We start from the raw sequence: 26,427 nt of genomic DNA, 5'->3' as shown, positions 1-26,427 counted from the left end.
TCACCCTGGGGCCGCCTTGGACAAGACGCCACGCGCCGTGAGCAACATCCGGGAGGACCTGCTCGACGAGAGCGCGGAGGACCTCTACGAGAACGCGCCGTGTGGCTACATCTCCACGCGGCCGGACGGCGTCATCGTCAAGGCCAACCAGACCTTCCTGCGCTGGATGGGCCTCACGCGCGAGGAGCTGCTGCCGGGCCGGCGCTTCCAGGACCTGCTGTCCGTGGGCGGGCGCATCTTCCACGAGACGCACTACGCCCCCCTCTTGCAGATGCAGGGCTTCGTCAACGAGGTGCAGTTCGAGCTGGTGACGCGCACGGGCGCCCTGCTGCCCGTGCTCGCCAGCACCGTGCAGCGCCAGGACGCGGCGGGCCGGGCCGTGCTCCACCGCACCACCCTCTTCGACATCTCCGACCGGAAGAAGTTCGAGCGGGAGCTGGTGCTGGCGCGCAGGAAGGCGGAGCAGGCCGCGAAGGCGAAGTCGGACTTCCTCGCCACCGTCAGCCACGAAATCCGCACGCCGATGAACGCCATCATCGGCATCGCCCACCTGCTGCAGCGCACGGAGCTGTCCGCGCAGCAGCAGAAGTACGTCCGCATCCTGGCGTCCTCGTCGGAGAACCTGCTGGGCCTCATCAACCACATCCTGGACTTCAGCAAGCTGGATGCAGGCAAGGCGACGCTGGAGGAGCGGAACTTCGACCTGCGCCAGCTCGTCTACGGCACCCTCGCCGCCCTCGCCGTGAAGGCCGAGGAGAAGAAGCTCCCCGTCGTCGCGGAGCTTGACGAGGACGTGCCGGCCTTCGTCCTCGGGGACCCGGTGAAGCTGGGGCAGGTGCTCACCAACCTCGTGGGCAACGCCATCAAGTTCACCGAGCACGGCGCGGTGACGGTGTCCCTGCGGGTGCGTGAGGCCTTCCAGGACTCGGTGTCGCTCGACTTCGCCGTCACCGACACGGGCATCGGCATTCCCGAGGACAGGTTGACGCACATCTTCGAGGAGTTCACCCAGGCCGACTACGACATCGGCATGAAGTACGGGGGCACCGGGCTGGGGCTCGCCATCAGCCAGAAGCTGGTGGCGCTGCACGGCGCGCGGATTGCCGTGAAGAGCACGCCGGGCCGGGGCTCGTGCTTCTCCTTCACCCTGCGGATGAAGACGGGCCAGGAGGAGCCCGCGGCGAAGGAACCCGCGGAGGGCGACGCCAACCCCCGGCTCCTCCAGGGGCTGCGCATCCTGGTGGCCGAGGACAACGACATCAACGTCTTCATGCTGACGCAGTTCCTGAAGAAGTGGGGCGCCGCGTTCGACGTCGTCGGCGACGGGCGGAAGGCCGTCCAGCGCGTCCAGGAAGACGCGTACGACCTCGTGTTGATGGACGTGCGCATGCCCGTCATGGACGGCTACGAGGCCGCGAGCGCCATCCGCGCCCTGCCCGGCGGACACCACGCGCGCATCCCCATCATCGCGGTGACGGCATCCTCCCACAGCGGCCTGGAGCACCGGACGAGCGCCGCGGGCTTCACGGACTTCATCGGCAAGCCCTACAAGCCGCCGGAGCTCGCCGCGCTGCTGGCGCGCCATGCCACGTGGCGACAACGCGAGGCGGAGACTTCGGAGCCTCCAGCGTCAGCGGGGCCGCCGTTCAGCTTCCGGCGCCTTCAGCGCCTGCTGGAGGACGACCGGCACGCCATCGTCGAGCTGAGCACCCTCACCGCCGGGAGCTGCGAGCGATACAAGCTCGACTTCCAGCAGGCGCTCGAGACGGGCAACCGGGAGGCCTTCGGCTACCAGGCCTACAAGATACGGCCCACGCTGGAGCTGCTGGAGGCGCGCGCCCTGCGCGAGGCCCTGGCGGAAGGCCGGGCCGCGCTGGAGGAGACGGCGGAGCCTCCGGGCCGCGCGGCCTTCGCCCTCCGAGCCATCCACCGCGAGCTGGATGTGCTCATCGCCGCGCTGCGGGAGCTGGCGCGCAATTCGTGACGGTGCCCCCGCAGGAAGTGCGCGCCGTCACTGAGGATGGAGCCGGGCCTGTGCCTCGCGGGCGGCCCGGGCGCGTGCGGCGCGCAACGTGGGCACGGCCAGCACAGCCATCGCGGCGATGACGAGCCCCGCTCCAGTCAGCTCGCTCACCCCCACGCCGGGCAGGCCCATCCACATGGAGAGGCCCCACGACGCCACCACGCCCGCGAGCACGCTGGAGGCGCGGTTCACCGGCACGGTGAAGGAGTTCTCCCGCGCGTCGAGCAGGATGAGGCCGCCGAAGATGCCCGTGCCCTGCGACAGCAGGCCCACCAGCACCTCCTCCAGCAGGTGGCCGCGCGCGAGGCAGCCGGTGAAGCCGGCGCGCACATCCCCGAGGATGCCGTCCCCACCGATGAGCGCCAGCAACGCCAGCGTGCCCACCAGCGCGGGCGTGGCCACCATCTGCTCCTCCACGAAGTAGCGGATGGAGACGGCCGGGTCGCCGGACTTGGCGAGGTGGCTCATGGCGCGCAGCCGGAAGAAGTAGCCGGCGAGGTACACCCCCACGTCCACCATGGCCAGCGTCGTGAGGGTGCCGCGCATGTCCGTCCCGGTGGCGACCACCACCGCGCCCAGGCTCAAGGCCAGCGCCACCCACGAAGGCCAGCGCACCCGCCGTCCACTGAGGACGTCCACCAACGGCGCGAGGACGAGCACCCCACCCCGCATCAGCAACATCATGAAGACAATGGACGCGCCCGGCAGCGTGTACGCCAGCGTCGTGGTGCCGATGATGGCCGCCGAGCACAGCCCGGACATCAACGTCCACCGCCCCGGGAGGGGCACGCGAAGGCCGAGCACCTCGCGGTGCCCCGCGTAGCGCCACCACCGCTTGAGGGTGATGAAGACGAACATGCCCACCAGCGAGGCCGAGGTGCTCACCGGCAGCAGCGTGAAGCCGGAGATGCCCTGCGTCATGCCGGGCAGCGAGCCGCCGGACAGGGCCTTGGTCAGCGCGCTGTATGGCGCATAGGCGGCGAAGTAGCCGAAGGCGTACACCCAGATGGTCAGGTCGTTCGAGTCATCGTGCTGCGTCTGCGGGGGTGCCAGGGGTGCCTCCGGAGTGGAACCAGGGCGCGGCAGTGCAAGGCGCGCGCCCGGCCCCATCCTATGCCGCCAGACTCAAGGCGTCTCGGTGGCCTGCGCGTCCTGGGGCCGCGCCGTGAGCGTCATCCGGCCCGCCTTCGCGTCCTGCTTCACGTCGAAGCGCGCGAGGAAGCTCAGCCCGAGCAGCCCGTCCACACCTTCGGGCAGCGCGGCTTCGGTGACGGCGACCTCGACGTTGCTGGCCTTCGCCCCCTGGAGGGACAGCTCCGGCACCTTCACCAGGCGGACGTCGAGCCGGTCATGGGATGCCTGGAGCCGCAACGCCGGGGCGCCCTCGAGCTTGAGCCCGAGCTTGTCCGCGAAGGCCTTCGACAGCACCACGCGCGCGGCGCTGGTATCCACGAGGAAGCGGCCGGTCTCCTTGCCTCCGACGACGGCCTCCACCTGCGCCGGCCCCTTCGATGAGAGGGACAGCTCGGCGCGACCCTGCCCGTCCGTACCGCAGCGGGGGGCACTGGAGAGCTGATTGAGGCGCTCCTCCTCCTTCGAGCCGCGCGCGGGCGTGGGGCCCACCTGGAAGTGCTCCAGCACCGTCACCCGCGCGTCGCAGGCGCGGCCCTGGCGCACGGCGAGGGTGGCGAGCAGGTTGGCGACCTGCATCACCTCGGGCTTGAGGAGGAAGGCCTGCTGGAAGTCGGAGGCTGCCTTGTCGAGCGCGTTGCTCGCCTCGTAGGCCATGCCGCGCCAGACGAGGTAGTTGGTGTTGTCCGGGGCCCCTTCGAGGAGCTCCGACACGTCCTTCGCGGCGAGCTCGTACTCCTGGCGCTGCACGTGCGCGGTGTACGTGAGCTGCCGGAGCGCGGTGGACTTCCCGCACTTCGCGATGAAGGCATCCGCCGCCTGGATGGTGCCCTGGTGGTCTCCAGCCTCGAAGAGGGCCTGCACGTACTCGCGGCCCTTCGTCTTGTCGCAGGGGTTGAGGTCCAGCTCCTGCTTGAGGTGGCGGATAAGCACGCCCTTCTTGCCGTAGTCGAAGGCCTGGGCCTCCGGAGCGGACTCGCTGGCGGGGCTCAGCACGAACCATGCGCCGGCGCCGACGGCGGCCACGCCGAACGCGGCGCCCACCATCACCGTGCGGAGCTTCTTGGCCTGGTGGTAGCGCGCGACGCACGCGGCGCAGCGGTCCTTGCCACCCTCGAAGGTGGCGCACTTCGCACAGAGGGGCTTCGCACAGCCGCCACACTCGGTGGTGGCGGCGGTATCAGGATGCTGGGAACAGGTCGGTCGGGTCATCGCGGGCGCCTTCTAGCGTGTGAGTCGGGGAGGCGCCAGGGACGCCGGCCAGGCCGCAACCCCACGGAATTCTTACTGCGCCAGGCGATATGCAATCGGGTTGAGACTCCCGCGTAGGAAGGGTGTCCCGCCTCTCAGGAGCCGACCATGCGCCTGTCGCCCATCCCCGCCCTGGCCCTCGCCCTCACCTTCGCCGGCTCGGCCTTCGCGGAGGACGCCCCCGCGAAGAAGCCCCGTGACTTCAAGGTGGTGTGTGCCACCAACACCAAGGACGGCAGCCGCGCCGTGCAGGGCACGGACCTGGTCATCGAGGCGGGTGACAAGGTGAAGGACGCCGTCGCCCTGGAGGGCAACGTCATCATCCGCAAGGGCGCTGTCGTCGAGGACGCCGTCGCCATCCGCGGCCGGGTCATCGTCGAGGCCGGCGCGCGGGTGAAGGGCAACGCACTGTCCTTCGGCGGCGAGGTCCGCATCAAGGACGGCGCCCGTGTCGACGGTGACGCCGTGGCGCTGGGCGGCCAGCTCCACATCGACAAGGAGGGTGACGTCGCGGGCGACAAGGTCAGCCTCTCCTTCATGATTGGCGGCAAGGACGTGGTGCGCGGCATCATCGAGGACGCGCTGGACGAGGACATGCGCTGCCACATCCTCGACGACGAGGACAAGGACGTCTGAAGACGCCCTGCCCCGCTCCGCTGACTACGCGGCGTTCGCGGCGTCCGAGCCGGAAGCCTGGGCGCCTCCACCCGTCAGCGGCATCAGCCCGGCGCGCAGCGCGAGAATCTGCTCGCGCGCCAGGTCCTTCAGCTTCTCCACGTCCGCCAGCGTCATCCCCTTCGTGGAGATGCGCGTGCCCACCGTCACCAGCCCGCGCGACGTGGCGAAGCGCCACGAGTGCTTCGGCAGCGCCTTGCGCGTCCCGCTCACCGCGAGCGGCAGCAGGTCCGCCTGCGCTTCAATCGCCAGCCGGAACGCGCCGTCCTTGAAGGGCAGCAGCTCGTCCGTCTTCGAGCGCGTGCCCTCGGGGAAGATCATCACCGGCATCCCCTTCGCCAGCCACTCCTTGCAGCGGGCCATGGCGCCCGTCGCGGAGTCGCGGTCCCCGCGGTGCACGGGGATGTCACCCGCCATCCACATCATCCAGCCGACCACCGGAATCTTGAAGAGGCTGGCCTTGCCCAGCCACTTCATCTCCCACGGCAGGTGCGAGATGAGGAACGGGTCCGCGTTGGACTCGTGGTTGCTCACGCACACCACGTTCCCCGTCACCCGCTCCGGCACCGGGCCGTGGACACCGAAGCGCCAGTAGGGCGTCAGCTTCGCCGCGGTGACACCGATGAGCCGGAAGCAGCGCCCGGTGACGTAGCGCAACCGGTCGAACGGCCACGTGACGATGGCCAGCGCGAGCTGGACGAAGAAGCCCAACAGCGCCACCAGGCTGATCTCGAGCCACGTCCAGATGGAGAGCAGTGCGTTCATGAGAGCCTCGAACAACCGTCAGCGGACCGCCGGGTCCAGGTCCACACTCACCGGGCAGTGGTCCGAGCCCGTCACATTCGGGTGGATTGCCGCCTTGCGCACGTACGCCATGGCCGCCGGCGTGGCCAGCACGTAGTCAATCCTCCAGCCGATGTTCTTCTCCCGCACACCCACGCGCTGGCTCCACCACGAGTAGTGCCCGCTCGCCTTGTTGAAATGGCGGAAGGTGTCCACCCAGCCGGCGCGAATCCAGCGGTCGAACTCCTCGCGCTCCTCGGGGCGGAAGCCGCTCGTCTCGCGGTTCTCCCGGGGCCGCGCCAGGTCGACGTCCTGGTGCGCGGTGTTGAAGTCCCCCACCACCAGCACCCGCCCGCCGTCGCGCAGCGGCTTCTCCAGCCGCTCGAAGAGGCGGCGGTAGAAGTCCAGCTTGTAGGGGATGCGGCTGAGGTCGCGGTCCTTCCCATTGCCGTTGGGGAAGTAGCCATTCACCACGGTGAGCTTCCCGAAGCGGGCAATCTGCAGCCGCCCTTCCACGTCCACCTCGGAGATGCCCAGCCGCGTCACCACGTCATCCGGCGCCAGGCGGGAGTACAGCCCCACCCCACTGTAGCCGGGGCGGTCCGCGGCGACGAAGTGCGTGCTCCACCGCTTCGGGGCACGCACCTCCTCGGGGAGCTGGTCCTCACGGGCGCGCACCTCCTGCACGGCCACCACCTGCGCCCGGGAGCCCGCCAGCCATGGCAGGAATCCCTTGCGGTGAACCGAACGCAGCCCGTTGACGTTCCAGGAGACGACGCGCACGGGAGGCTTATGGCCCGACCCGCGCGCTATTTCCAGCCCCCACCGCGCGCACTCACGGTGGGGGTGGGGGCGAGCCCGCCTACTGGGGCTCGGTTCCGCTCGCCTTGCCCTGCGGCTGGCGCGTCGTCCGCAGGATGAAGTCGGCGCCGTTGTTGTCCGTGTCCTGCCCGTTGCCCTTCAGCGCGTCCGAGCCGGTCTCCATGGAGGCCGCGGTGGCGTTGGCGTTGGCCTTGCGCTCGAAGCTGCCCGTCGTGGCCGGCGTGGACGTGATGGCGGAGCCCTCCGCACCAACGGCCGTGCCGTAGCCCAGCTTGTCCACCGTCGCCGAGTCGTTGAGGTTCGTGGACAGCGACGCGGGGCCGATGCGCACATGGCCGCCGCCGGCGCCCAGGGTGAGCGTGGTGCCCCAGTTCGCATCCCTCGCGGCCCCCGTCGACCCGGGCAGGTAGCTCCCGCTGGCCACCAGGAAGTAGCCCCTCGGCGCGATGGTCGAATTGGCGGGCAGCTCGAAGCCGTTGTTGTACGCGGCCCCGTTCGCGGACCGGTACTGGACCTTCCAGCCGGAGATGTCCACCGTGCTCGAGGTGGGGTTGTAGAGCTCGACGAACTCGTCGTTGTCACCGGGGGTGCCCGTGCCAGGGCCGCGCGCCGCGACCTCGCTGATGACGACGTGGTTCGCGCCAGTGCCCGTCACCTGGACGTTCGACGCGGCCGTCTGGGCGCCGAGCGTCGCGACCAACTGGCCCTGGCCGGCCGTCTCGGCCGCGGTGAACTCGAACTTGGCGGACAGCGTGTTGGCCGCCACCGTCACCCGCGCGGGCACCGTGCCCAGCGACGCGGGCTGCAGGGAGAGTTGGACCTCCGTGTCCACGGCCGGGGGCACGTCGAGCACCACGGTGAAGGTGTGCTTCGCGCCGCCCGCCACCACCGCCGCCTCGGGCGTCAGCAGCGACAGGGACGCCGGCTGGTTCACCGCGAGGACGCGCACCGTGGCCTGACGCGAGTCGCTGCCCACCGTGGCCGTCAGCACCGCCTTGGTGACACCCGGGTCCGCGGCCAGGTCCGCCGTCACGATGACGGCGGCGGACGTGGCACCGGCCGGGACGCGCACGAGGTTGCCACCCTCGATGGTGACGGCGCGGCTGGAGGACGCCATCTCCACCCAGACGTCCGTCGGCGCGGGCTCCTTCAGCGTCACGCGCAGCGCATCCGGGAACGTCGGGCCGGTGAAGCCCGAGCGAGCGAAGTTCCCCGTCGGACCGAGGTCGGCCAGGGCCACCTGCGTCGTGCCCGCGTCGGTGCCCGTGCCCGCGTCGGTGCCGGCGTCCGTGGTGCCCGTGCCCGCGTCGGTGTCGGAACCCGCGTCCATACCAGCGTCGCTGCCCGTGCCCGCGTCGATGTCGGTGCCCGCGTCCGTGCCCGCGTCGATGCCCGTACCCGCGTCGATCTCAGAGCCCGCATCCGTGCCAGCGTCGATGCCCGTGCCCGCGTCGATCTCAGAGCCCGCGTCCGTGCCGGCGTCGATGCCCGTACCCGCGTCGATGTCCGAGCCCGCGTCCGAGCCGGCGTCGATGCCCGTGCCCGCGTCGATCTCAGAGCCCGCGTCCGTCGGGGAGCCGGCATCTGTCACGGAGCCTGCGTCGGTCTCCGAGCCGGCATCCGTCACGGAGCCTGCATCCGTCACGGAGCCCGCGTCGGTCTCCGAGCCTGCATCCGTCACGGAGCCCGCATCCGTTTCCGAGCCCGCGTCCGTCACGGAGCCTGCATCCGTCTCCGAGCCCGCGTCCGTCACGGAGCCCGCATCCGTCACGGAGCCCGCATCCGTCTCCGAGCCCGCGTCCGTCACGGAGCCCGCGTCGGTCTCCGAACCAGCATCCGCCTCCGAGCCCGCATCCGCCTCCGAGCCCGCATCCGTCTCCGAGCCCGCATCCGTCTCCGAGCCCGCATCGGTCTCCACACCCGCGTCCGAGCCCGCGTCCACCGTCGTACCGGAGTCCGGGATCTGCTCGGGTGTGATGGTGCAGTCATTCTCGCAGCCGTCGCCCTGCGTGCGGTTGCCGTCGTCGCAGCGCTCGGTGCCTTCCACGTGGCCATTGCCGCAGACGGCGCTACCACCATCCGAAACAGGCGCGGACTGGCAGTTGGCCGGGCAGGTATCGCCGTCGGCGGTGTTGCCGTCGTCGCACTGCTCGCCGGACTCCACGACGCCGTTGCCGCATTCCGGGTCATCACTGCAAGCGGACACGAGGATGAGCAGCGCCGAGAGCGGCGCCAGGAGCTGCCGGAAGGACCAGGGCATTAGGGGAAACTCCGTTACGACTGCAGGGACTTCCTGAATCCCACAAATGTCCACCGGTACGCAATCAACGGCAGGCTACAATTACACAAGAACCCGTCAGTTCCAGCTAAGGCTGGTTTGTCAGTGATTTCAGGGACATGCGCACAGCGCGGCCTGCACACCCGTTTCCGTACTCAGGATGCAAATGCCTCCATGAAGCACCATCCATCTCATGGCGTGTATGGAATGGGGCTACCAGCGAAGGCGAATGCTCCCGAGCCACCCCGCCCAGCCACGCAGGTGCACCTCTTCGACTTATTCTGGCTTTGCTGAAAATGCCGGAATTTACCTTGAGTGAACATTCCGGCGTTTCATAGCCTCCGGCTCGCCGTCCCGAACCCAATCCGGAGGCAGTACATGAAGAAGCTGATCTTTGGCTGCGCGCTCGCGGTCCCGGCCCTGGCGCTCCTGATGAACCTGGCCTACGCCCCGAAGGCTGAAGCGCGGCCCGATGAGTCCTGTGAGTTCGAGTACTACTCGGACGCGACCATGACCACGCTGGTCGGCGAGGGGTACTTCACCTGCTCTGCCAGGTGGATCACGAATTGGGGCACGCGGACGATCTACCTCAAGGCCACCTACTGCACTCCCTGTTAGCGGGTAGGGCCCATGCAGGACCCGCCGGGCTACCTCGGCCCGGCAACCGGAGGAGCACCCGTTGCTCCTTCAGTCCAAGACAGGCAGTCCCATCGCTGGCCGGTGACCACCATGACTTTCTCTCGTGCGCCTGCAACTCCCCGCCGTCTCGCGTTGATGCTGCTCTGTGCGGTGACGGCATCCACCGCCGCGTGCCGCTCCGAGAGCGGCGAGGCGAAGCGCCAGGAGCCCGCTCCCGCACCGGCGAAGGCGGCCCCCGCGGAGCCCCCTACCGAGCTGCATGGCGTCGGCGGAGTCGAGGGCGATCAACCCGCGTATGACCAGTCGCGCCAGCCGGCGAAGTTCGTCGCCGCGCTCGGGATTACGCCGGGCCAGCGCATCGCGGATGTCGGCGCCGGATTGGGCTACTTCACGCCGCGCCTCTCGGATGCCGTCGGGCCGACGGGCCAGGTCGTCGCGACCGACATCGACGACGAGGTCCTCGCGAGGCTCCGCCAGCGCATGTCCGAGCGGAAGAACGTCGTGGTGCGCAAGGTGGCGCCGGACGACCCGGGGCTCGAGCCCGGTACGTACGACCTCATCCTCCTCTCCGAGGTGGACCACTTCTTCGCGGACCGGGTGGACTACCTGAACCGCCTGCGCGCCGCCCTCACGCCGAATGGCCGCATCGCGGTGACGCACGTGCGGGCCATGCGCCCGCCGCTGGTCGCCGCCGCCCAGTCCGCGGGTTACGCCATCGTCTCCGAGTACAACGACCTTCCGCAGCACTACCTGCTCTTCCTGCAGCCTGCTTCCAGCCGATAGAAGCGCCGTCCAATTCTCCGGCCCCAGGCGTCGAGGAACGGATGCGCCTCACGGCCTGGGAGGCTCGGACAGGATGCGCGCGTTGAGCGCGCCGTTGGCGTAGTACTGGCTGTTCTCGCCCACGCGGTGCTGCTCCAGCCGGCGCTGAAGGCCGACGTCGTAGCGGCCGAGCTTCATCCAGCCATCGTTGAACCAGCCGTTTCCCTTCCCGGAGCCGTCGACGTATTTCGCGTACGTCTCCTCCCCGGGCCAGACGACGGTGTCGAGCGTCGCGATGAAGCGCTGGACGTCATCTTCCGTCCACGTGAGGCCGGCGTCGTGCGCCTCCACGACGAACGCGAGCACCCCATTCCCATGCGACACGTCCTGTCCAGGCCGCGCGTGCGAGCCCCATCTGTTGCTCCAGAACCAGGCCTCGGGGTGCAGGTGATGCGGTCCGAGCTGCGAGCGCAGGGACGCATGGTAGTTGGGCAGGCCCTGGTTGATGTTGTCGAAGACGGCCTGGTACGTGGCCCTCCTCGAGGCGTCCGTCGTGATGAGCATCAGGTCCATGGCGATGAATGCCCAGTGCGCGGCCATGTGCGTGCGCCCGCGGTAGATGTAGTCATTGGCTCCTCGCTCGAACCACTTCTCGAAGATGTTCTTCTCGGTGAAGGCCAGCAGTTGCTCGTATTGCGAGCGGTAGGAGGCGCTGTCGTAGAGCTCGGGCGTCTGGCGGATGAGGCGCAGCAGGTGCGTGACGTAGCGCCAGCAGTAGCTCTCGTACAGTGCGAACTCCTGCCCCGGGGGCGTCGACGTTGCCGAGGCCCAGCCCAAAAAGTCGTCCTTGAATTGGCTCCTGGACAGCGACCGGGAGACACGGGCCGTGCCAACCAGGTTGTTGACGTAGAGCAGCGCGCGATCGAGGTACGCGGTCCGCCGGGTGGCCCGGTACATCGCGGTGTTCGCGTCAATGCTGTCCGCGAGGTAGTAGAAGTCCACGCTGTCCGTCGATTGGCTCCTGCGCAGGTAGTTCTCCTGGTGCTCGCGCTCCCAGGTGGTCAGGAACAACCGCTCCCACTCCTCCACGGTGCGAAGCCCGGAGGGCGCGGGCGGAGGCTCAGGTGCAGGCGCGGGCGGAGGCTCAGGTACAGGGGCCGGTGGTGGCGCGGGCTCCGGGCCGTCCGTCTCGGCCCCTCCGTCGGGGGCTTCGGGCGGCCTGCCGCTCTCACAGGCACCCGCCAGCAGGAGCAGGAGCGAAAGGACACGCCACATGACAAGACCACGGTGGGGACGACCGCGGACGTCCGCCAATGGTGCCACGGGGCAGACAGGCTCTCCGCGGTGGACGCGCAAGTGTCCCGCCGGGCGCTCCCGCCCGTGCGCCTCCGGACACCGCGGCAGGCGGGCCGGCGGCGCACCCCGGGCTCACTGACAGAGGCCGCAGTCCGCCTTGCAGCTGTTGTACCAGTTGGCGTTTCCACACGACTCCGCCACCTGGCATTTGCCGTCGCCGCACCGGAAGATGTCCTGGTCTCTGAGCCGGGTGGTGAGAGGGCGGAAGTGTCTACCCGCGTAGTTGCAGTCGACGTAGAACAGCCCCAGGACATCCAGCGAGCAATGTCTGGAGCAGTCCCCCACGTAGACGAGCGGTGAGCAGTTCTTGCGCTGACTCCCCGAGCCGTCCACCACGGCACACGCCCGCGAGCTGCTCGTGCTCAGGTTCAACAGCGTGCCGCGGCTGCCCGCGTAGATGCCCTGCCCGGTGAAGAGATTGCCGAAGAAGCAGGACTCCTCCTTCGGAAAGCCATTCAGCTCATCGACCGTGTACGCGAGCACCCCACCCAGGGCATTCCGGCCCAGGATGGAGACGGGGACGCTGATGCCGTAGGCATTCACATGCGCAGCCAGGCATGCGGAGACGAGCTGTTGCTCGGCTTCCGGCGCGGCCACGCCGCTGGACCAGAGCGGCGCCAGGCCCAGCGAGCCCGACCAGGTGTATGTCCTTCCCGCCGTCGTATCCGTGAAGGTCCGCGTCTGCCCCGCGGGCACGGCGCAGCGGACCACGTAGCGCATCACCTCGTCGGCCCGCGCCGGGTTCGACTGGAACCACGACTTGAACGACTGTGACGACAGGCCGTTGAACGACAGCCCGTTGAACGACAATCCATTGAACGACAGCCCATTGAACGACAAGCCATTGATTGACAGCGCGTTTCCGGTCTCGAGCTCCTGAACCTGGACCTGTGGCTCGGGAGGCTCGGTCGATGGCTCCTCCACCTGCCCGCAGCCTGGCGCCCCCGACATCAGGACGCACGACACCAGGGCCCACGAAACAACACGACTCCCCACACCGCGGCAGCGGCCGAGCTCGACGGTCTGCATGCGCTTCCCTCAAGAGACTGCGACTCACATCCACGAAGGATGTAAAATCACAATATCAGAACACGCGAGACACCGCCCCGGAGCAGCCCCTTCCATCCAATGACAGACACTCCGGCCATCCACCGCCGAACACGAACACGCGCCAGCATCCAGTAGTGGATGGTCTCCTCCGATTCGGTGTGGCCGGCTCAGCCCCAGAACCCGGCCAGGTGGCACAGGAGCGCCATGACGCGCGGAAGCCGAAGCCAGCCTCCGCTGAAGACTAGAGAGAGGGCCTGGCGGGAGCATCCGGGCGTGCCGCTTCCATGCCGTGCTGCACGAGGAAGGCACGGACGGCGTCCGCGATTTCAGTGCCCGCCTCCAGCAGTCCCGCGTGGCCCGCGTCGTCCACGCGCAGCCAGTGGGCGTGCGGCATGGCGTCGCGCATGCGCTCCATCTCCCGCAGCGGCACCAGGGTGTCGTCGCGCGCGGCGATGATGAGCGTGGGCACCTTCACGCGGGACACCACGTCCCACGCGTGCCCCTCCGCCAGCCCTCGCAGCGTGTACCAGTACGCCTCCGGGCTCATCCGCCGCAGTGCATTCATGAACTCGTCGATGTCCGCTCGCGGCGCGCGTGCTCGCAGCGCGCCCACGGCCCGGCCCAGCGGATAGGCGAAGCGGCTGGCCATCACCGCGTGCGCCACCGGCGCCGCCAGCGGCAGCACGGGCGTGGTGGCCCGGAACAGCCCCCGCGTGGCGGACAACGCCGCCAGAGCGACGGGGTTGCGGCTCCCCGAGCCCGGTGCCCCGGGCGTGCCGGCGATGAGCGTCATCGCGGGCACCAGGTCCGGCCGCTTCCGGTACAACTCCAGCAGGACGCGCACGCCCATGGAGAAAGCCACATGCAGCGGCGGCCGCCCGTTGCCCCGAGCCATCACCGCCTCGGTGACGCGCTCCAGGTCATCCACGTGCACGGGCACGCGGTAGTCCCCGCCGCGCGAGTCCTCGCTGCTGCCGTGCCCCCGGTAGTTCCAGTGCACCACCCGGTGGTCCTGCTCCAGGTTGGCGACGATGTACCGCCAGAAGTTCTCCGACGTGCCGATGCCGTTGGTCAGCAGCACCGTGGGCCGCTCCCGCAACTCCGTGTCCGCGTGGTCCTCCATCAGGTCGCCGACGTGCGTATGCCAGGCCACCCGGGTTGCATCCGGGGCGACGACGAAGCGGGTGGAGCGGCGGTAGGGCATGCCACTTCCAACCATGGGGCGCCCCTCGGGAGGGCGCAAGGTCTCCGTGCCTCCGGGCAGGCGCCCTCGTGACAGTGGCTCGCGGTGATTCACCCCACCGTGACGCTCCCCGCCCGGGGCATGGCCGGGTTATGAGTGGGGCGCATGCTCTGCGTGGACGCGGAACAGTTCGATATCAGCACCCCGCTCGCGCACTATGCCGAGCACGGCTATGCCCGGCTGGGCCGGGTGCTCGGCGACGAAGGCCTGGAGGCCCTGCGTGAGCGGGCGGACGACCTCATGCTCGGCCGCGTCGTCCATGAGGGCATGTTCTTCCAGCCGGACGCCACCACCGGCCGCTACGAGGATGCGCCGCTGGGCCTGGGCTGGCAGGGGCCGTCGCTCGACTACCGCAAGCTGGAGAAGCTGGAGAAGGACCCGCGCTTCCTCGCGTGGCTGGAGAACCCGCTGTTCGAGCGGCTTGCTCGCGCCCGCATCTCCGGTGACATCGTCCTGTACCGCGCCATCCTGTTCCACAAGGGACAGGCCGGAGGCAGCAACCTCCCGTGGCACCAGGACGGGGGCAAGCTGTGGGGCCTCACGCGCGAGCCAGATTTGCAGATCTGGACCGCGCTGGACGACGCGCCCGAGGGCGGGGGCTGTCTGGAAGTCGTGCCGGGAAGTCATCGCGGCGGGCTCGTCACGGCGCTGGGCGGCGTCATCCCCGCGGACGCGGTGGCGGCTGCGGACGCGGAACGCCACGCCCTGCCCCTCCCGGTCCGCGCGGGCGAGTCCATCCTCGTGCACAACCACGTGTGGCACCGCTCCGGACGCGGGCGTCCCGGGCTGCGCCGCCGCGCGTTCTCCGCCTGCTACATGGGCGCGGACGTGCGCTGCGTGAGGAAGAAGAAGGCGCCGCGCGTCTTCCCGCCCGTGTTCAGGCGCTGAAGTCAGGTCAGCAGGTGCGGGCGCATGGGCGACGACACGAGCGTGTCGCGGCCGCGCTGCGCCACCGGGAGGCTGACGCGGAAGGTGCTGCCCCGCCCCTCCTCGCTCTCCACGGTGATTTCGCCGCCGAAGCCGGTGACGATGCCGTGGCAGATGGACAGGCCCAGTCCCGTGCCCTCGCCCACCGGCTTCGTGGTGAAGAACGGGTCGAAGATGCGCGCGCGCACCTCCGGCGGCATGCCGCTGCCGGTGTCCTTCACCTCGACGATGACCCTGTCTCCCGAGTGGCGAAGGACGAGCCGCACCTCGTGCTGCTCCGGCTTGCCCAGCGGAATGGCCTGCGCGGCGTTGATGAGCAGGTTGAGGAACACCTGCCCGAAGCGCCCCTCGTTGCCCTCCACCAGCGGCACCTCGCGGTACTCGCGGACAATCTGCGCGCGCATCTTCAGCTCGCCGCGCGCCATCGTAATCGCCGACTCCAGCACCGCCTGCACGTTGACGGCGGTGGCCACCTCGTCGTCCCCGCGCGAGAAGGTGCGGAGGTCGCGGACAATCTGCCGCACGCGGTGCGCGCCATCGGACGCCTCGCGCAGCACCTCCTCCATCTCCGCGGTGCGCCCCGGCGGCAGCTCGCGGGACACTCCCTGTAGCTCACCCGTGAGGAAGGACAGGTTGGACAGCACGAAGGCCAGCGGGTTGTTGATTTCGTGCGCCACGCCGGCCGCCAGCGTGCCCACCGCGGCCAACCGGTCCGACACCACGAGCTGCGCCTGCATGGCCTTGCGCTCGGTGACGTCCAGCGCCACGCCCCCCAGCAGCTTCCGGCCGGAGCGCTCCTTCACGATGAAGCGGTAGGTGAGCCAGTACCGCTCGTCGCCGTCCGGCGTCGGAATCATGCCCTCGGTCGCGCTGGGCTTGCCGGACTGGAGCACCGCCTGGTCCTCGCGGCGCACGTGCTCCGCGGACGCCAGCGGCATCAGCGCCATGTCGTCGAGCTGCTGGACGTCCACGCCCTCCGGCAGCCGGAAGAAGCGGCGGTAGGGCTCGTTCACCCAGACGCGCCGGCCCTGCTCGTCCTTGATGAAGGCACTCACCGGGCTGTTGTTCATGAACGACTCGAACAGCTCCTGCGACTCCTGCAGCGCGGCGAGCGCCGCCGTGCGCTGCACCATCAATTCCTGGCGCGCCTTCGCCTCGGTGGCATTGCCCATGGCCGCGCCGAGCAGGCCCGCCATCAGCTCCAGCGTGCGCACGTCCCGGTCATCGAACGCGTGCGGCTGACGGGCGACGACGTTGAGCGCGCCCACCGGCCGGGCCTCGCGCCACAGCGGGATGCAAATCATCGACCGGGCGCCCACGTGCCGCGTGGCGCGCACGTTGACGCGCACGTCGTTCTCCGTGTCGTCCGTGCGCATCACCTCGCCGCGCAGCAGACTGGCGCCGGTGAGGCTGCCCTCCACCTTCAGCTTGAAGCCGGTGTGCTGGGACACGCTGCCGGTGGCCACCCGGTACTCGACGATGCCGTCCTCCACCAGCGCCACCGCCGCGCCGTCCGCGCCGCACAGCACCCGCGAGCGCTCGCACAGCAGGCCCATGATTTCGTCCAGGTCCAGCCCCGCCAGCGCCACGTCCGCCTGCGTCTGGATGATGGCGGACAGCCGCTCCATCTCCCCGCGCGCCGCCTCCTCGGAGTCCCGCCGCTGGCGCCGCGCCGCGCCGCGCCGCTCCAGCATCACCCGCCGCGCTCGCACCTCGCCCTGCGAGAAGGGCGTCACCAGGTACTCGTCCACGCCGGCCGCCAGCAACAGCTCCAATTCCGCGTCCGAGCCCGCCCGCGCCAGCCCCAGCACCAGCGGCACGTCCGGCCGCGCCCGCATCCGCAGCGAGTCCAGCCACCGCGCGTCCGCCGCCAGGTCGCTGGCCTCCACCACCAGCACGTCCACCGGCCCGTGCACCAGCGCCGCGTCGGCCTCGGCCACCGTCGACGCCACCGCCACGTCCTCCCCCTGCCGGCGCAGCTCCTCCGCCACGGGGTGCCGCGTGTCCGTGCTGACGCAGAGGAACTTCATCCCGCCCCTTCCTGCTTCCTCTGGGAAGCCGTGCATTTGAAATCTTACAGCCCCGCAGTACGAGAATCCAGGCCCGCCCCTTGCCCTCCAGGGTGGGTCCCGCCCGCCTCACGGCCCTCCCAGCGGGCTGTAATTGGGTGACTCCGTTGGGTGTTCGACGGCCACCAGAGGGCGGGGCGGGCCGCATATCATCGAATCCGTGCCGGGTATCCCTGGAATTCTGGTGGCCGAGCAGCCGCACTACCTCCCGTGGGTGGACTTCTACGAGCAGGTGGCGCGAGCGGGCACCCTGGTGGTGCTGGACAACGTGCAGTGGCTGCGGCGCGGCTGGCAGCGGCGCACCCGGGTGGCACTTCCGGCCAACGTCCCCCTGCCCCCACCCAGCGAGCCCGGCTTCCAGTGGCTGTCCATCCCCCTGGAGGACCCGCACCGGGACATGCTCATCCGGGACCTGGCCGTGGACACGCGCCAGCCGTGGGCGCGCAAACATCTCCAGACGCTGGTGGCGCTGTACGGGAAGCGGCCGTACTTCGCCGCGCAGGTGCTGCCTCGGCTGGAGTCCTTCTACGACGCGGCGGCGCGCGAGTCCGGGCCGGGCTCGCTGCTGCGGGTGCTGCTGGCGAGCATGGCGCTCTTCCACGAGCCACTGGGCCTCACGCCGCACATCGTCCTCGCCTCCACGCTGGAGCGCCGGGGTGACGACAAGTCGGAGCGGCTGGTGCGGTACTGCCAGCAGCTCGGAGCGCACACGTACTACTCGGGCCTGGGCTCGTCGCTGTACCTCAAGGTGGCGCTGTTCCGGGACGCGGACGTGCGCGTGCTGTGGCAGCGCTTCCGGCACCCCGAGTATCCGCAGGGCCGCGAGGGCCGCTTCGTCCACGGCATGTCGCTGGTGGACGTGCTGGCCAACGTCCCCGTGGACGAGGTGCGCCGGTGGCTGGAGCCCTCGCCCTGGGGACCTTTCGCGCAGGCGACGTGAGGCTCAGGGCGTCGCGGGCGCGCCCTTCCTCGCGTCGAAGCGGACGAAGTAGCCGCGCACCGCCGCGTCCAGCAGCGCGTGCTCCAGGCGCGGCTCGGTGCCCTGGTAGTGCGCCATGTCGATGACCTGGTCGAGCAGATCTCGCGGCTGGCACGCGGCGAAGGGACGCCCCACCGGGCGGTAGTGCGTGTCGATGAGGTAGTCCACCGCGGCCGCGTCGTAGGGCACGCCGCGCTTGCGGCACATGACCTGGAAGATTTCGTGGAACTGCTCCTCGTCCGGGCGCTGCACCTCGAGCTTGTAGCGGACGCGGCGCAGGAAGGCGTCGTCCACGAGGTCGCTCGGGTCCAGGTTGGTGGAGAAGGCGGCGAACACGTCGAAGGGCACCTGCACCTTCTTGCCGGTGTGCAGGGTGAGCATGTCGATGTCGCTCTCCAGCGGGACAATCCACCGGTTGAGCAGCTCCTTCGGCGACACCTTCTGCCGGCCGAAGTCGTCGATGAGGAGCATCCCGTTGGTGGCCTTCATCTGGAACGGGGCCTCGTAGAACTTCACCTCCGGCGAGTAGACGAGGTCCAACATCTCCAGCGTCAGCTCACCGCCCACCACCACGAGCGGCCGCCGGCAGCGCACCCAGCGCCTGTCGTACGCGGCGCCCTCGTCGTCCTCGACGGGCTTGTGGAGGTTGGCGTCGAAAATCTTCACCACGAAGTCGTCGATGAGGATGGCGTAGGGGATGAAGATGTCCCCCTCGAAGCAGTTCACCATGCCCTGGCAGATGGCCGTCTTGCCGTTGCCGGGCGGGCCGTAGAAGAAGATGGCGCGGCCGGAGTTCATCGCCGGGCCGATGCCGTCGAAGATGTAGTCGCGGATGATGAGGTCGCCGAACTTGTCCTGCATCCGCGCGCGGGTGATGCGGTTGCCGCGGACGGTCTGCTTCTTCACCGCGGCCACCCACTCCTGGAAGGGCACGGGCGCCGGGCCGTTGTAGCGGTTGCGGTCGTTGATCTGCCGCAGCACGTCCGTCACGAACGGGGTGAGCTGGTAGATCATCGTGGACTTGCCCACGCCGGACGCGCCGCCGCCGCGGATGTCCACGTACTTCTGGCGGCGCAGGCCCTCGATGATGTCGTCCACGATGGCCGTGGGGAGCTGGAGCCGGGCCGCGAGGTCCATGCCGCGCATCTCTCCGGCGGCGAAGAGGGCCTTGAGGACGAGCTCCTCCACGAAGGTCGCCGTGAGGCCGGTGTCCTCCAGGGCGCGCGGCTGCGTGGGCCAGAAGCGATCGGCCCCGGGGGCGCCGTCCGCGGCCCGACGTCCCGGTCCCCGGCGCTCGGCGCTCGGCGGAGGACTGCTGGCGACGCGGCGATCAGGCCCCGAGTACGTGGCGGTGGCGACCGGGGGAGGCGACGCTCGGCGCTCGGGGGGCGCGGTGGTGACGGGCGGAGCACGGCGCTCGGGCGGCGACACGAGCGGAGACGGAGCGCGGCGCTCGGGGATGGCGGCGTCCGGGGAGACGACGACGGAGCGGCGCTCGGTGGGGAAGTCGGGACCCTCTTGCGGAGGAGGCGGCGGGCGTTGGGCGGCGGGCGCGGGAGGCCGGGGCGGAAGCGCGGGGCTGGTGCTGGTGACGGTGCGCGGACGGGGCGGGCCGGAGAGCACGGGGCTGGAGACGGCGGGAGTCTCCACCGGGGTGATGCTGCGGTTGGAATCGTCGGCCGCTTCGTCCGGGGCCGAGGGGGACGGCCTCTTGAACAGGGACATTGGCGCTCGCTCGGGGGTAGAGCCCGCGAGCCTACCGCATCGCTGCTGTTTCATTGAAACAGGACAGTGACGGGGTTGGGCGGATTTTCACGCAGTGCGGGTTTTCCGTGTCAAGGGCTTGTGGCATGGATGCGCGCCCCTCCGCCCCCGCCGGAGGCTCCCCTCTTCCATAGGAGCCATGTCCGTGAAGCGACTTCTGTCCCTGCTCACCCTGCCCCTGCTGCTCGTCGGCACCGTTGCCTCGGCGCAGACGGCGGCGCCGGTCATCACCTTCAACGCCAACTGGAGCCTCTCCGAGTCCTCGCCGCTCATCGCCGGTGGACAGGTGCAGGTGGCCTATGACGCCACCCGCCTGCCGCAGTGCCGCGTCACGCTGCCGGACGGCAGCCCGGGCTGGAGCCTCACCGGGTACTACAAGCTGAACAACGGCGCCGTGGGCAGCTTCGACGTGGCGGGCGCTCCGACGACGGGGGCCGGGCCTGTCATCGCCCTGCCCGTCTCGGGCCCGCTGGAGGTGTGGTTCCGCGTGTCGAGCGCGGGCTGCGAGGCGTGGGACTCGAACTACGGGACGAACTTCCGCTTCACGGTGCACCCGGCTGGCACGGCGACGCCTCCGACGATTGTCTTCCAGGAGGGCTGGGTGGAGTACGTGGTGGGCACGCTGAAGGCGGGCCAGCCGTTCGTCGTGGATTTCGACATCGACCGGTTGCCTGAGTGCCGGCTGCTCTACAACGGCGCGCCGACGTGGGAGGTGTGGGTGTACTACCGGTTCGACACGGGCGCGTCGGGCAGCACGAGCGTCACGGCCGTGTCCGGGTACTCGCGGTTCGGCGTGCCGGTGACGATTACGCCGCCGGCTGGAGCTCGGTCCGTGCAGATGTGGTTCGAGAACTGGGACCGTGGCTCGTGTCACCGGTGGGACTCGAACTACAGCGCGAACTACCGGTTCACGCTGCAGCCGTAGCGCGAGCGTCGTGCTTGCCCCGCGGTGATTCTGGCCGCGGGGCTTCGACTCGGGGGCTTTATGAGGACTCACGGGAACGTCTTGCTGCGCATCTCACGACTGCCGGTATGAAGTTGGGGAGCACATCGTGAACGCCCCTGAGGCATGACGTGACGAATCGCCGATTCTTCCGACTCAACTTCGACGTGGACATGCCTGGTCGTTGGTACCTGCTCGAACCCACGAATCTCGAAGGGCACGAGGTTTCGGACATCTGGGCGTTCATTGAAGGGAAACCCGTTGGCGACCCCGGGCCGTTGCACATTCCCTTCTCTCGGCCCGGTAGGCCTCTGGACTTCGACAAGACAACCGTCGCCGGAACCCCCATCGTGAGCGAGCGAGGCGCCGCCGTATTCCGCAAGATGGCACCCGGAGATGTGCAGCTCTTCCCCGTGAAGGTCGAAGGATAGAGAGAGAGAGCCCCATCACCTCCTGAATGTTGCGCGCACCGTTCGCTGCATCGACGACGCAGCATGTGAAGAGGTCCAGCTCTACACTCCGGAAGACGGATACCCGGAACGTGTAGGCGAGTATCACGCTGTATCCGGTCTCCGCATCGACAAGTCGAAGGTCGGCGACGCCCGCGTGTTCAGGTTGTGGGGGTGGCATCCGCCCATCATCGTTGACGGCGACATCAAGGAAGCGCTGGAGCGGGCTGGGATTGTGGGGGGACGGTTCGATGAAGTCTGAAAAGGTCCGTGGGTCCTGCCACCGACGAGACCTGACCATTGCAGGGCACTCGATGGGTGCACATCCCTGGGAAGCCGGGAGCTTGAGGGTATGGAACGACGATTCTTTCACCTGGCTATCGATGTGTACGTGCCCGGGCGTTGGTATCTCACGGAGCCAAGACACCTCTCGGGAGCAGAACTCGAGGACGGCTGGCAGTTCATGCAGGGCCGGAAGGTCGAGCTCCACGAGAAGCTGCGTGTCCCCTTCAGGCGCCCTGGGAAGGCCCTGGACTACACGACTGCTGGAGCCGGGCAGACGCCGATCGTCAACGAACGGATCGCGTCCGTGTTCCGAGAACTCGCGCCCGACGATGTGCAGATCTTCCCTGTCGACGTCGAAGGGGAAGACAAGCCCTATTACCTGCTCAATGTCGCGCGCGAGATTCGTTGCATCGATGACGCGGCATGTGCGGAGGTTCAACGCTACGGCCCTGAAGATGAACGGCCCGACCAGATTGGAGAGTATCGAGCCGTGTCCGGTCTTCGCATCGACAAGTCGAAGGTCGGCGACGCCCATGTGTTCCGGCTGTGGGGCTGGCATCCACCGATCATCGTGGACGGCAACATCAAGGAAGCGCTGGAGCGAGTTGGGATCGTCGGGGCACAGTTCGACGAAGTCTGAGTGGGAACGAGGCCATCATCCGGTGGGATGCTGTCGCCCATGCGCAGACGTAGCAGGCGAGTCCTGCACGCCCCTTGGCGCCTCCCGCCGTCTGACGTGAGGAGTGCCCACCCGGGAGAGCGGGTGTTAGCTTCGGCGCATGAGCTTCTTCCAGGACCCTCCGCGACTTGGCAACCAGTACGACGACGACACGCTCCTGCAGAGCTACCTGGCGCGCACGCTGCCCGAGGACATCCGGCGCACGCACCTGGACGAGTTCCGCGAGCTGGGCGAGCTGGGCGGCGGGTACTACTACCAGTTCCAACTGCGCGACCGGCTGAACGAGCCCGAGCTGACGCAGTGGGATGCGTGGGGCCACCGCATCGACCACATCGAGGTGTCGCCGCTATGGAAGGAAGCGGAAGCACTCGCCGCGAAGCGGGGCCTGGTGGCGACGGCGTACGAGCAGAAGAGCGGTGAGCTCAGCCGCGTGCACCAGTTCGTCCTGAACTACCTCGTGCAGGCGTCGCTTGACGTGTACTCGTGCCCGCTGGCGATGACGGACGGGGCGGCCCGGTCGCTGCTCAACCTGGGGAACCGGGAGCTGATTGAGCGCGCCCTGCCCCACCTGACCTCGCGCGACCCGGCGAGCTTCTGGACGTCGGGCCAGTGGATGACCGAGCGGACCGGTGGTTCGGACGTGGGCCTGACGCAGACGGTGGCGCGGAAGACGCCCGAGGGATGGAGGCTCTACGGGACGAAGTGGTTCACGTCAGCGACGACGGCGCAGATGGCGCTGACGCTGGCGCGGCCCGAGGGCAATGGCCCCGGTGGTAAGGGGTTGGCCATCTTCTACGTGGAGACGCGGGATGCTGCGGGGAAGCTCAATGGCATCCAGATCAACCGGCTGAAGGACAAGCTGGGGACGCGGAAGGTGCCCACGGCGGAACTGACGCTGGATGGGACGCTGGCGATTCCGGTGGCCGGACTGACGGACGGCATCAAGAACATGGCGTGGATGCTGAACGTGACGCGCACATGGAACGCCACAGGCTCGGCATGGAGCATGCGTCGTGCGCTGGCACTGGCCCGAGACTACGCACAGAAGCGGGTGCAGTTCGGAGCGAAGCTGGCGGAGAAGCCGCTCCACGTGGACACGCTGGCGGGACTGGAAGCGGAGTTCCAAGCGGGGTTCATGCTGGCGTTCCGCGCGGTGGAGCTGCTGGGACGACTGGAGACGAAGGTGGCCACGGAGCAGGAGTTGCTACTTCAGCGGCTGGTGACGCCCTTGGCGAAGCTGACGACGGGGCGTCAAGCGGTGCACGTCACGTCCGAGGTCTCCGAGTCCTTCGGCGGCGCGGGCTACGTAGAGGACACGGGCATCCCACGCATCCAGGCGGACTCACAGGTGCTGTCCATCTGGGAGGGAACGACGAACGTTCTGTCTCTGGATGCGCTGCGGGCCCTGACGAAGGAAGGCACGCTGGAGGCGTTCTTCCACGAGGTGGACAGCCGACTGGCGAAGGTGCGTGACTCGGGTCTGCGGCCCTGCGTGGACGCGGCGCACAGCGCACTGGAGCACGCGCGGGCGTGGGTGTCTGAAGCGCTGGGCAATCCCGCGATGCTGGAGGCTGGAGCCCGACGGTTCGCACTTACGCTAGGGCGGACGTTGGAATTGACACTGCTGTGCGAACATGCGCAGTGGTGCATGGACAACAAGCACGGGCCACGAAGCAAGGCAGCGGCACTGCGGTTCGTGCAGCATGGCGTTGACCTCATCTGGGATGAACTGGATTTAGATGACGCTCGACTGCTGAGCGAGAACTAATTTCAGAAACAAACACCTACTGGAGGCATCTTGGATTTACAGGAACAGATCGAAGCCCGAAGAAACCCACAGCGATCGGCTCTCCATGTCGATTGGAGAACTGGCTGGCCTCTATGAAAGAGGAGAACTTGATACTCATCCCAAGTTCCAAAGATTTCTACGATGGACAATCGACCAGAAGACAAAGCTGATTGAGTCAATACTGTTGCGCATCCCCATCCCTCCAATTTTTGTTGCCCAAGACAAAGAAGGGAGATGGGATGTTGTGGACGGAGTCCAACGACTCGGCACCATCTTTGAATTCCTAGGTATTCTAAAAGATCCCAACGGCGCATTGAAAAAGCCTCTTGTGCTCTCAGAAACGAAGCTACTTCCGCTTCTCCAAGGGAAGTCCTTCGAGAACAGGCTCCAGCCAGAAGAAGCCTTTACAACCTCACAGCAACTCGACTTCAGGCGCTCACGACTCGACCTACACATCATACTCAAAGAGTCCGACCCCACCAGCAAGTACGAACTATTTGAGAGACTCAACACAGGTGGGAGCCTTGCATCCAGACAAGAGGTTCGCAACTGCGTTCTCGTCTGGATGAACGAATCCCTATTCGACTGGATGCAAACGCTAAACGGAAACATCAACTTCAAAGAGTGCGTTCAACTATCCGAGCGCCTTGAAGACCAACAATACCGCACAGAGCTTCTGCTAAGGTTTTTTGCACTTCACCAAATCCCCGAGCAACAACTGCGAAAGATCGAGGATCTGGGCGACTTCCTCGATGAACAAAACCGCATCCTCGCCTCTAATCAAAACTTCAATCGAGCTAACGAACAATCCACATTCGAACAGACATTCAACCTACTATCGCAGGCCCTCAACCAAAACAGCTTCAGAAAATACGACAGCTCAAAGTCGGATTTTCGAGGGCCTTTTCTAATCTCAGCCTATGAGGCCGTCGCTCTCGGCGTCGCCCACAACATCAACAAATGGCAGCAAACATCAAACGCCCCATCAAAGCTCACCACCCTAATCAAGTCCATGTGGAACAGCCCTGACTTTACTGATCACATCGGCATTGGCGTTCCCGCCAGAGAGAGAATTCAGAAGTCGATTCCCTTCGGAAGAAAACACTTCATCCCATGAGCATACGCACCCTCACGCAACTCAACTCGGCCATACAGAAAGACCTGGGCTGGCGCAGAAAGGAACTGATTCAATACAAGTCACTAATAGACAACACCATGGGGTTCCAAAGGCGAACATTCCTTCGCGGCGCCATAGCCGTGCTCTACGCGCATTGGGAAGGATTCGTCAAGACGACAGGCGAGTACTACCTCGAATTCATCAACAACCAGCGCCTACCATATGATGAACTGGCGGCCAACATCACTGCCATAGCATCGCGCAAAACGCTCAACACAGCCCAACAATCCAACAAAATCAGGCCGCATATCGATGTAGTCAACTTCTTCCGAGCCAAACAATCCGAAGAGGCATACATTTCAATCGAAAAAACAATAGACACCGGATCAAACCTCAAGGTTGATCTGTTCAAAAACATCATAGAGACCCTGGGTCTTGACTATCGCCCTGAGTACTCCCTCGCAGAGAAACCCATTATTGAGCGCCTGCTGGAACTCAGAAATGGAGTTGCGCATGGCGACGATGAAAAAGTCGCACTCGAAGACTACCTCCAACTTTACCCTCACATCGACGAATTGCTTGTGCTTTTTGGAAACGAAGTAGACAACGCAGCCAGTCAGCAGAAGTTTCGAAGATAAGAAGAATTCCAGCCGCTCTCAACCACAGAGAGTTGACTCCCCTAACTGCGCACCCTCCAGTTCACAACATGAAGGCAAAAGACTTCTTTGCCGCACTAGAGAAAACACTTGAGACTCGATCTCAAATCGAGCTAGCAAGAGTCCTTGGGATCACCACACAGACAATAATTACCTGGAAGAAGAGCAACAAAAATGTAACACCGCTACAGATGGCGCGCCTCATAAGGAAAACCCAAAAATCCGCCATCAGCAGATCTCAGCACAATGCGATAAGACCAATAGCTGAACACTTTCGGGTCCAATGCGCCCAATCAAGGAACGGAGCAAAGTACGAAATATTTGACTCAAAGAGTACGCTCTATCTCAAGGGGTTGCGCAAAGAACTGGAGTCACAATCAGGGGTGTACGTTTTCTACGATTCAGGAGGGCGCGCCCTATATGCAGGAAAAGCACGCAAGCAGTCCCTGTGGAAAGAGATGAACAACGCCTTCAACAGGCCGCGCCTGACTCAAACTCTTTTCCAAATTTCACACCCACACCGAAATCAAATATTCAAACCGCAATATGAACATGCAAGACAGCCTCGAAAGAGCTATTTGCGCCTCCACGATTTAGCCGCATATTTCAGCGCCTACTCAGTGGACGACGGAATGATTGAAGACCTGGAAGCACTGATTGTGCGCGGGTTCGCCAACGACCTTCTCAACATTCGCATGGAGCAGTTCGCCCACGCTCGCCAGCCCACATGATTCGCTACGATTCGTTCTTGGTCTAC

Annotated in this window: 24 protein-coding genes; 14 read left to right on the top strand and 10 right to left on the bottom strand. The window is 67.1% G+C overall.

What is annotated here, in order from left to right:
• Positions 1-37 precede the first annotated feature (37 nt).
• Positions 38-1,984, top strand: coding sequence for a PAS domain-containing hybrid sensor histidine kinase/response regulator (locus ACVTJA_RS25310; protein ID WP_465839843.1), 1,947 nt, complete (start codon positions 38-40; stop codon positions 1,982-1,984).
• A 27-nt stretch (positions 1,985-2,011) separates the two neighbouring features.
• Here ACVTJA_RS25310 and ACVTJA_RS25305 read toward each other — a convergent pair whose 3' ends face one another.
• Positions 2,012-3,133, bottom strand: a complete 1,122-nt coding sequence (locus tag ACVTJA_RS25305) for a hypothetical protein (RefSeq protein ID WP_465839842.1) — start codon at positions 3,131-3,133, stop codon at positions 2,012-2,014.
• 15 nt (positions 3,134-3,148) lie between these two features.
• Complete coding sequence (locus ACVTJA_RS25300; protein WP_465839840.1) at positions 3,149-4,366, bottom strand: aspartyl protease family protein; 1,218 nt, start codon at positions 4,364-4,366, stop codon at positions 3,149-3,151.
• Positions 4,367-4,513: 147 nt separating this feature from the next.
• Here ACVTJA_RS25300 and ACVTJA_RS25295 point away from each other — a divergent pair, with 147 nt between their 5' ends.
• Positions 4,514-5,041, top strand: a complete 528-nt coding sequence (locus ACVTJA_RS25295; RefSeq protein ID WP_465839839.1) for an LbetaH domain-containing protein — start codon at positions 4,514-4,516, stop codon at positions 5,039-5,041.
• Between the two features lie 24 nt (positions 5,042-5,065).
• Here the strand turns inward: ACVTJA_RS25295 and ACVTJA_RS25290 are convergent, their stop codons facing one another.
• The 3 genes from ACVTJA_RS25290 to ACVTJA_RS25280 form a co-directional block, all read right to left on the bottom strand.
• Entirely contained in the window at positions 5,066-5,845 is a 780-nt protein-coding gene (locus ACVTJA_RS25290; protein ID WP_465839837.1) for a lysophospholipid acyltransferase family protein, read from the bottom strand.
• Positions 5,846-5,863: 18 nt separating this feature from the next.
• The gene (locus tag ACVTJA_RS25285) at positions 5,864-6,646 is read right to left on the bottom strand and encodes an exodeoxyribonuclease III (protein WP_465839836.1); all 783 of its coding nucleotides are present in this window, start codon (positions 6,644-6,646) and stop codon (positions 5,864-5,866) included.
• A 79-nt stretch (positions 6,647-6,725) separates the two neighbouring features.
• The gene (locus ACVTJA_RS25280) at positions 6,726-8,945 is read right to left on the bottom strand and encodes a lamin tail domain-containing protein (RefSeq protein ID WP_465839834.1); all 2,220 of its coding nucleotides are present in this window, start codon (positions 8,943-8,945) and stop codon (positions 6,726-6,728) included.
• Positions 8,946-9,341: 396 nt separating this feature from the next.
• Here ACVTJA_RS25280 and ACVTJA_RS25275 point away from each other — a divergent pair, with 396 nt between their 5' ends.
• Together ACVTJA_RS25275 and ACVTJA_RS25270 are read left to right on the top strand one after the other, a co-directional pair.
• Complete coding sequence (locus ACVTJA_RS25275) at positions 9,342-9,581, top strand: DUF6289 family protein (RefSeq protein ID WP_465839833.1); 240 nt, start codon at positions 9,342-9,344, stop codon at positions 9,579-9,581.
• 111 nt (positions 9,582-9,692) lie between these two features.
• Complete coding sequence (locus ACVTJA_RS25270) at positions 9,693-10,385, top strand: class I SAM-dependent methyltransferase (RefSeq protein ID WP_465839832.1); 693 nt, start codon at positions 9,693-9,695, stop codon at positions 10,383-10,385.
• Positions 10,386-10,433: 48 nt separating this feature from the next.
• Here the strand turns inward: ACVTJA_RS25270 and ACVTJA_RS25265 are convergent, their stop codons facing one another.
• The 3 genes from ACVTJA_RS25265 to ACVTJA_RS25255 form a co-directional block, all read right to left on the bottom strand.
• Positions 10,434-11,435, bottom strand: a complete 1,002-nt coding sequence (locus tag ACVTJA_RS25265) for a hypothetical protein (protein ID WP_465839830.1) — start codon at positions 11,433-11,435, stop codon at positions 10,434-10,436.
• A gap of 357 nt (positions 11,436-11,792) precedes the next feature.
• The gene (locus ACVTJA_RS25260; RefSeq protein ID WP_465839829.1) at positions 11,793-12,749 is read right to left on the bottom strand and encodes a hypothetical protein; all 957 of its coding nucleotides are present in this window, start codon (positions 12,747-12,749) and stop codon (positions 11,793-11,795) included.
• A gap of 262 nt (positions 12,750-13,011) precedes the next feature.
• A complete protein-coding gene (locus ACVTJA_RS25255; RefSeq protein ID WP_465839827.1) occupies positions 13,012-13,974 on the bottom strand; it encodes an alpha/beta fold hydrolase in 963 nt (320 codons plus the stop codon).
• Positions 13,975-14,118: 144 nt separating this feature from the next.
• On the opposite strand from ACVTJA_RS25255, the gene ACVTJA_RS25250 reads away from it, so the two are divergent.
• Positions 14,119-14,901 carry a phytanoyl-CoA dioxygenase family protein gene (locus tag ACVTJA_RS25250; protein ID WP_465839826.1) on the top strand — a complete coding sequence of 261 codons (783 nt, stop codon included), beginning with the start codon at positions 14,119-14,121 and terminating at the stop codon, positions 14,899-14,901.
• 2 nt (positions 14,902-14,903) lie between these two features.
• On the opposite strand, the gene ACVTJA_RS25245 is transcribed toward ACVTJA_RS25250, so the two are convergent.
• Complete coding sequence (locus tag ACVTJA_RS25245; protein WP_465839824.1) at positions 14,904-16,970, bottom strand: GAF domain-containing sensor histidine kinase; 2,067 nt, start codon at positions 16,968-16,970, stop codon at positions 14,904-14,906.
• 199 nt (positions 16,971-17,169) lie between these two features.
• On the opposite strand from ACVTJA_RS25245, the gene ACVTJA_RS25240 reads away from it, so the two are divergent.
• Positions 17,170-17,949 carry a WbqC family protein gene (locus ACVTJA_RS25240; protein ID WP_465839823.1) on the top strand — a complete coding sequence of 260 codons (780 nt, stop codon included), beginning with the start codon at positions 17,170-17,172 and terminating at the stop codon, positions 17,947-17,949.
• Positions 17,950-17,952: 3 nt separating this feature from the next.
• Here ACVTJA_RS25240 and ACVTJA_RS25235 read toward each other — a convergent pair whose 3' ends face one another.
• On the bottom strand, positions 17,953-19,713 hold the full coding sequence (locus ACVTJA_RS25235; RefSeq protein ID WP_465839821.1) for an ATPase: 1,761 nt from the start codon (positions 19,711-19,713) through the stop codon (positions 17,953-17,955).
• 178 nt (positions 19,714-19,891) lie between these two features.
• Here ACVTJA_RS25235 and ACVTJA_RS25230 point away from each other — a divergent pair, with 178 nt between their 5' ends.
• The 8 genes from ACVTJA_RS25230 (at position 19,892) to ACVTJA_RS25195 (ending at position 26,401) form a co-directional block, all read left to right on the top strand.
• Positions 19,892-20,677: a DUF6209 family protein gene (locus ACVTJA_RS25230; RefSeq protein ID WP_465839820.1), complete on the top strand. Its 786-nt coding sequence runs from the start codon at positions 19,892-19,894 to the stop codon at positions 20,675-20,677.
• Between the two features lie 149 nt (positions 20,678-20,826).
• Positions 20,827-21,126 (top strand): hypothetical protein, encoded by a 300-nt coding sequence (locus ACVTJA_RS25225; RefSeq protein WP_465839819.1) that lies wholly within the window; start codon positions 20,827-20,829, stop codon positions 21,124-21,126.
• Positions 21,127-21,148: 22 nt separating this feature from the next.
• Positions 21,149-21,406 carry an imm11 family protein gene (locus ACVTJA_RS25220; RefSeq protein WP_465840514.1) on the top strand — a complete coding sequence of 86 codons (258 nt, stop codon included), beginning with the start codon at positions 21,149-21,151 and terminating at the stop codon, positions 21,404-21,406.
• 90 nt (positions 21,407-21,496) lie between these two features.
• Entirely contained in the window at positions 21,497-22,069 is a 573-nt protein-coding gene (locus ACVTJA_RS25215; RefSeq protein WP_465839817.1) for an imm11 family protein, read from the top strand.
• A gap of 139 nt (positions 22,070-22,208) precedes the next feature.
• Positions 22,209-23,876 (top strand): acyl-CoA dehydrogenase family protein, encoded by a 1,668-nt coding sequence (locus ACVTJA_RS25210; RefSeq protein ID WP_465839816.1) that lies wholly within the window; start codon positions 22,209-22,211, stop codon positions 23,874-23,876.
• Positions 23,877-23,961: 85 nt separating this feature from the next.
• Positions 23,962-25,014: a GmrSD restriction endonuclease domain-containing protein gene (locus ACVTJA_RS25205; RefSeq protein ID WP_465839814.1), complete on the top strand. Its 1,053-nt coding sequence runs from the start codon at positions 23,962-23,964 to the stop codon at positions 25,012-25,014.
• Complete coding sequence (locus tag ACVTJA_RS25200; protein ID WP_465839813.1) at positions 25,011-25,652, top strand: MAE_28990/MAE_18760 family HEPN-like nuclease; 642 nt, start codon at positions 25,011-25,013, stop codon at positions 25,650-25,652. Before ACVTJA_RS25205 ends, ACVTJA_RS25200 begins: the two co-directional genes overlap by 4 nt.
• 68 nt (positions 25,653-25,720) lie before the next feature.
• On the top strand, positions 25,721-26,401 hold the full coding sequence (locus ACVTJA_RS25195) for a hypothetical protein (RefSeq protein ID WP_465839812.1): 681 nt from the start codon (positions 25,721-25,723) through the stop codon (positions 26,399-26,401).
• The last annotated feature ends 26 nt before the right edge of the window (positions 26,402-26,427 follow it).

The organism is Pyxidicoccus sp. M6 (assembly GCF_055568925.1).
The sequence above is the reverse complement of the archived record's forward strand: the minus strand, read 5'-3'. Positions and strand labels throughout refer to the sequence as shown.